General features: G+C 36.9%; 6 protein-coding genes and 2 pseudogenes. 3 read left to right on the top strand and 5 right to left on the bottom strand.

Features of this window, described 5'->3' with window-relative positions; translation table 11 throughout:
- The 3 genes and pseudogenes from AC1DPQ_RS15980 to AC1DPQ_RS15970 all read right to left on the bottom strand — a co-directional run.
- A pseudogene (locus tag AC1DPQ_RS15980) lies at positions 1-524 on the bottom strand (FKBP-type peptidyl-prolyl cis-trans isomerase); the annotation flags it as partial.
- 198 nt (positions 525-722) lie between these two features.
- Positions 723-1,718 carry an FKBP-type peptidyl-prolyl cis-trans isomerase gene (locus tag AC1DPQ_RS15975; RefSeq protein ID WP_215125285.1) on the bottom strand — a complete coding sequence of 332 codons (996 nt, stop codon included), beginning with the start codon at positions 1,716-1,718 and terminating at the stop codon, positions 723-725.
- Positions 1,719-1,763: 45 nt separating this feature from the next.
- On the bottom strand, positions 1,764-2,774 hold the full coding sequence (locus AC1DPQ_RS15970; RefSeq protein WP_477579401.1) for a DHH family phosphoesterase: 1,011 nt from the start codon (positions 2,772-2,774) through the stop codon (positions 1,764-1,766).
- A gap of 242 nt (positions 2,775-3,016) precedes the next feature.
- Here AC1DPQ_RS15970 and AC1DPQ_RS15965 point away from each other — a divergent pair, with 242 nt between their 5' ends.
- The 3 genes from AC1DPQ_RS15965 to AC1DPQ_RS15955 all read left to right on the top strand — a co-directional run bounded on the left by AC1DPQ_RS15965 (position 3,017) and on the right by AC1DPQ_RS15955 (position 4,904).
- Positions 3,017-3,436, top strand: coding sequence for a nucleoside-diphosphate kinase (locus tag AC1DPQ_RS15965; RefSeq protein WP_477579399.1), 420 nt, complete (start codon positions 3,017-3,019; stop codon positions 3,434-3,436).
- A gap of 202 nt (positions 3,437-3,638) precedes the next feature.
- The gene (locus AC1DPQ_RS15960) at positions 3,639-4,412 is read left to right on the top strand and encodes an FKBP-type peptidyl-prolyl cis-trans isomerase (RefSeq protein ID WP_477579397.1); all 774 of its coding nucleotides are present in this window, start codon (positions 3,639-3,641) and stop codon (positions 4,410-4,412) included.
- Positions 4,413-4,730: 318 nt separating this feature from the next.
- Positions 4,731-4,904 (top strand): hypothetical protein, encoded by a 174-nt coding sequence (locus tag AC1DPQ_RS15955; RefSeq protein ID WP_477579395.1) that lies wholly within the window; start codon positions 4,731-4,733, stop codon positions 4,902-4,904.
- Between the two features lie 141 nt (positions 4,905-5,045).
- Here the strand turns inward: AC1DPQ_RS15955 and AC1DPQ_RS15950 are convergent, their stop codons facing one another.
- Positions 5,046-5,336: a DciA family protein gene (locus AC1DPQ_RS15950; RefSeq protein WP_276900801.1), complete on the bottom strand. Its 291-nt coding sequence runs from the start codon at positions 5,334-5,336 to the stop codon at positions 5,046-5,048.
- Positions 5,329-5,693: pseudogene (locus AC1DPQ_RS15945) on the bottom strand (DNA replication/repair protein RecF); the annotation flags it as partial. The gene AC1DPQ_RS15950 and the pseudogene AC1DPQ_RS15945, both read right to left, overlap by 8 nt.

The raw sequence follows: 5,693 nt of genomic DNA, 5'->3' as shown, positions 1-5,693 counted from the left end.
GCAATTTTAGCAGGCTCTACCACTTTATTTTTTTCATTTAGCGCTTTGTACTCCGACTCAAAGAAAAGTCGTTTCTTCGCTTCGAAAATAGAATCAGGATCTTTCCCTTTATGCAATACTTTCTCAATTTTAATCGTAAAAGAAGCAATGTTTGATTTTAGTCCTTTTGGCTTAGGCTGGCCTGAATATTTCTCCATAGAATCCAGGTTCAATTTAAAAACTGCACTGTCTCCTTCACCGAGCAGTTTCAATCCTGAAGCTAAATCGCCTTTAAACATCGATTTGCTAATGGCAAAGAAAGCCGGGCGCTCATTATCGTAAGTATTTACCATTACCGAATCGGGATTGGTATTGGTTTCTACTGTTTGAACACCATTTAACTTTACATAATCGCCATCCTGAATTTTCGGCTTACCTTCACTTTTATAGATCTTGTAAGTCATATCTCCTTCACCCTTTTCGAATTTGTTACAGGCCGACAGGCCTAGTGCCGCCGCCAAGAGAATAATAATTCCGTTCCTCATTTAAATTTATTTATTAAAAAACAGCAGTTAGATCTTTTTCAAAATGCCCACTATTTTATTAGATCACTACAAAGATAGGTTATAATAAGTTTTTATAAATCTTTGAAACGTTTTATTTCTTGGCTCAGTATTAAAAAATAATAAACAAAAAAAATCCTGCTTAAATAATAAGCAGGATTTTAAAATATTTTTAAGAAATTATTTTTTAACTACAGGAGCAGGCATTTGAACTGGAGCTGCTGCAGCTGGTTTTCCTTTGATAATATCTTTGATTTCTAAATCGAAAGCAATTGGGCTGAAAGGCATGATACCTACCTGAGGTGCACCTTGCTCGCCATAACCTAAGTTAGAAGGGATAATTACTTTAATTTTACCACCTTTACCAATTAACTGTAAAGCTTCAGTAAATCCTGGGATTGTACCGCCAACTGGCATTTTTTGAGGACCGTAAGGTTTACCTGGTTTAAATTCGTTTTCTGCTTTAGCCAATTTCTCATCACTTGTATCGAAGATTTTATATTTACCATCTTTACCTTTTTTAGTTACTCTACCAGTATAATCAATTAATACGGTATCGCCTAAAGCTGGTTTTTCTGCACTGCCTGGTTTTTCTATAATGTAGTGTAATCCACTCGCAGTAGTTTTGGTTTCTAATTTAGTATCTTCTAAATAACTTTTTAATTTAGCAGGTTCGGCAGCTTTCTTTTTTTCTGAAGTAGCTTTGTAATCGGCCTGGAAAAACTCCTGAGCTCTTTTGTTAAAAGTAGAATCAGCTTCACCAGTTTTTTTCTTGAATACTTTTTCGATTTTCACCGTAAAAGTGATGTACTTATCATTTTTGAACTGCTCTGGTTTAGGTTGTTTACTATGAAGTGCCATAGTATCTAAGTTTACTTTAAAAGTAGCACTATCGCCTTCTCCAAACAATGTTAAAACATCGTTCATATCACCAGCATACATTTTTTTCTGTGCAGGAAATACTGCAGGAGTTTCACTATCGAAAGTGCTTGATAAAACTGAATCTTTATCGTTTTTCTGGATAAAATTCATTTTAACGATATCGCCTTCTTTGATTTTCTCGTTACCAGCTGAGTGGTGAATGGTATACAATAACCCACCGGCTCCCTTTTTCTCTTTGTTACATGCCGCTAAACCTAAGGTGGCTGCTGCTAGAATAATAATTCCCTTTTTCATTTATTTAATTTGACTTTTTTAAGTTTATTGTTTTATTTCTTGTGTTTAAGCAATCAATTGTTCTTTATATTCTGCTAATATCGTTTTAAATTCGTTTACTACATCAGCCAAGGGTTTTTCTGTTGCGCCACCTGCTGCATTCCTATGTCCACCGCCATTAAAATATTTTTTACAGATTTCGTTGGCCGGAAAATCGCCTGTAGACCTAACAGATAATTTAACTTTATCCGGACGCTCAATAATTAATGCGGCTAAACGGATGCCATTAATCGATAATGCGTAGTTTACCACGCCCTCTGTATCGCCGGTTGCACTATGGTATTGTGCCAGTTCTTCTTTTGTAACGGAAATAATGGCGGTATTGTATTCTCTTATAACTTCTAACTTGTTCGACAGGCAATAACCCAAAAAGCGCAAACGATTTTCGCTTGCATTATCGTATACCAATTGATGGATTTTCCAGTGCTCGGCACCAAGATCTATCAGATCAGCTGCAATACGGTATACCTCGGCTGTAGCTGATGGAAAACGGAAAGATCCAGAATCGGTCATGATACCGGTGTACAAACAGGCTGCAACATCTTTGTTGATGCCAGCTTTATCCTCCAATTGGTTAACAATAAAATCGTAAACCAACTGCGCAGCAGCACAGGCGTTAATATCCCAGTGGCGGTAATCATCAAAATCTTCAGGTTCGAGGTGATGATCGATCATGATTTTTTTTGCTCCTGCTGCTCTAACCAATTCGCCTAATTCATTAATCCTACTTAGGGCATTAAAATCAAGGCAAAAAATGAGCGAGGCTTCATCCACTAACTTGGCTGCCTTTTCTTGCTCTTCTGTAAAAATAATTACATCACCATTATCTGGCATCCAATGTAGAAAGGTAGGATAATCTGTTGGTGTGATTACCTTAACATGATGGCCTTTTTGAATTAAATATCCATATAACCCCAGAGATGAACCCATCGCATCGCCATCGGGTTTGTGATGCGTGGTGATCACAATTCGTTGTGGCGTAGCCAATAATGTTTTTAATTCAGTTAGTGTAAGCATATATTTTTTGCGCTGCAAAGCTAAGTAAATTTAGATTAGGATTAAAGGATTTTAAGATTAGTAGGATCATAGTTTTAAAAGAGATGGAGATTAACAGGATTATACAGCATAAAAAAAGCTCAGTTAGCCATTTGAAGCCTAATTATCCATTACTAACCTCGATTCGCGACCGAAAAACAATGTTTATTGATTATTCATCAATTAAAACGTATTTTTGCAAAAAATTTGATATCAAAAGCACAATGAGCACTAACAGAACTTTTACCATGATCAAGCCTGATGCAGTAGCAAACGGCCATATCGGATTGATCATTAACGACATTACTAATGCTGGTTTCAAAATCATCGCATTAAAATATACTAAACTTACAGACGAAACTGCTGGTCAGTTCTATGCTGTTCACGCTGAGCGTCCTTTTTACAAAGATTTAGTAAGCTTTATGTCTTCAGGACCTATTGTTGCTGCTATTTTAGAAAAAGACAACGCCATTGAAGATTTCAGAAAATTGATCGGTGCTACTAACCCAGCTGAGGCTGCAGAAGGTACAATCCGCCAGAAATATGCAAAATCAATCGATGCTAATGCGGTTCACGGTTCAGATTCTGATGAGAATGCAGAAATTGAAGGTAACTTCTTCTTCAAAGCAGACGAACGTTTCTAGTTTTCAACACAAAAAACTTACAATAAAACCCCGAATATTCGGGGTTTTATTGTTTTATCTATTTTGTATCTTTCGGCCTTAAAATATAATCCACCATTTTAAACCCGTTTGAATTAATTACACATAAAATAACCAATGAAACCATCATGATTTACAAATAACCCATGATCGCTTCATCACAAATGAAAACAATTTAATACGAATGAAAAGAATTTTTTTAGCGGTATGTCTATCCGGTATCGCTGCTGCATCTTATGCACAAACCAAAACAGCAGCAAAGAAAGCTGTTGCAAAAAAACCAACCACAGCCGCAAGTAAAACATCAACCTTTACAGCGGGTTTAAAATCTACTTTAGATTCTACCAGTTATGCTTTTGGTACTTCTATTGGTGCGGGATTAAAAACAACTGGCCTTTCTACCTTAAACTACGAAGTACTGTTAAAAGGACTAAAAGATGCATTTACAGGAGGCAAGGTTATTTTAACGCAGCAGCAGGCGCAACAATGTATTAATGAGGCATTAGCCAAAGCATCATCAGTAAAAAATAAAGCTGAAGAAGCAGCAAATAAAATTAAATATGCACCAATTATGAAAGAAGGACAAGATTTCTTAGAACAAAACAAAAAACGTGCAGGTGTACAAACAACTGCAAGCGGCTTACAATACGAAGTTTTAACTGCTGGTACTGGCGTTAAACCACAGGCTACCGATTCGGTACTGGTACATTACAAAGGAACATTATTAAATGGAAAACAATTTGACAGCTCTTATGATAGAGGCGAACCGATTTCTTTCCCACTAAACCAGGTAATTAAAGGCTGGACAGAAGGTGTACAATTAATGCCTGCCGGTTCTAAATACAAATTTTTCATTCCATATGATTTAGCATATGGAGCGCGTGGTGCCGGACAGGATATTCCTCCTTACAGCACTTTAATCTTCGAGGTTGAATTGTTAAAAGTAAACGGGAAATAAAAATTTATATTTATGCAGTCGGATATTACCATCTGGCTGTTTTTTTGAACTGGAATTAAAACAGTTCAGTCAAAAAGCATGTTGAATACCGTGTCAGATGGTAACATCTGACACCACAAAAAAAGTAGATTTGAATGTGCGGTCAGATGTTACCATCTGGCCGTTTTTTATTTAAAATATTTCAAAACTGCAATAGTAGGATCAGTAACGTGAAAGATGGTAACATCTTACACCACGACCAGGACGATTCCAGGCAAATAAGTCATTTACCAAAACTTTCTCCTGTATTCAATGTTAGCTATTACAAATAATATGAATATGAAAAGAGCATTCCCTTTAGTACTGATCGCATTTTTATGCACTACCTTAAGCAGTTGTGAACTCGTAGAAGGTATATTTAAAGCCGGCGTTTGGGTGGGCGTAATTGTAGTTGTAGTAGTGGTTGCACTGCTGATCTGGATTTTATCGAAGGTATTTGGAGGAAGGGGCTAATTTCTCAGCCCAAACTCTTGAGTCTTAATCCAATTCGAATCTGTCACGTTGAGCTTGTCGAAACGCTTGAAACTGCATTAAACAGGTCTTTCGACAGGCCCAGGACGACAATTTTATATTAACTCTACCGTTTCTTTATACTTATAAAAAAACCATATCGGTAATTACCACACTACCGGCGTGTTCATTCAGTTTTTGGATAATGCCCTGGCGAACCATAACCAATTCATTTTTGATTACCGAAGATTCGATGCGTAGGAACAATTTCTTATCGTGGATGTAGATCTGCTTGGTCCTGTTGGCTATGGCGGTGCCCATAATCTCTGGCCAGATAGACAAGATTGAAGTTTCGTCGAATTTACGGCGCAAACGGTATACATCCAGCATTTTGCTGATGGCATCTTTTACTGTAACATCATTGGGTTTACGCATTTTGTATAGTTCCGTTATCTACTTCGAACAAAGTTACATCAACTTCTATTTTTTCAAAAATTGATTTTACCCTTTCTCTTCCTGTATCTGTAATAAATATCTGCCCAAAATCATGGTGGGAAACCATTTGCATCAATTTTTGAACCCGGTTATCATCCAGCTTATCAAAAATATCATCCAACAAAAGCAAAGGTTTAAATCCCTTGTTTTTGGCGAGGTAAGCATATTGGGCAATCTTCAAAGCAATTAAAAAAGATTTCTGCTGACCTTGGGAACCAAACTTCTTTAACGGCATGCCGCTGATCACAAAAGCCAGTTCATCTTTATGGATACCAGTTGTGGTACGCTCCAGTACAC

This window comes from Pedobacter sp. 01T416_2, from assembly GCF_056398925.1.
Note: the sequence above shows the minus strand (reverse complement) of the source record. Positions and strands in the feature narration are given on the sequence as shown.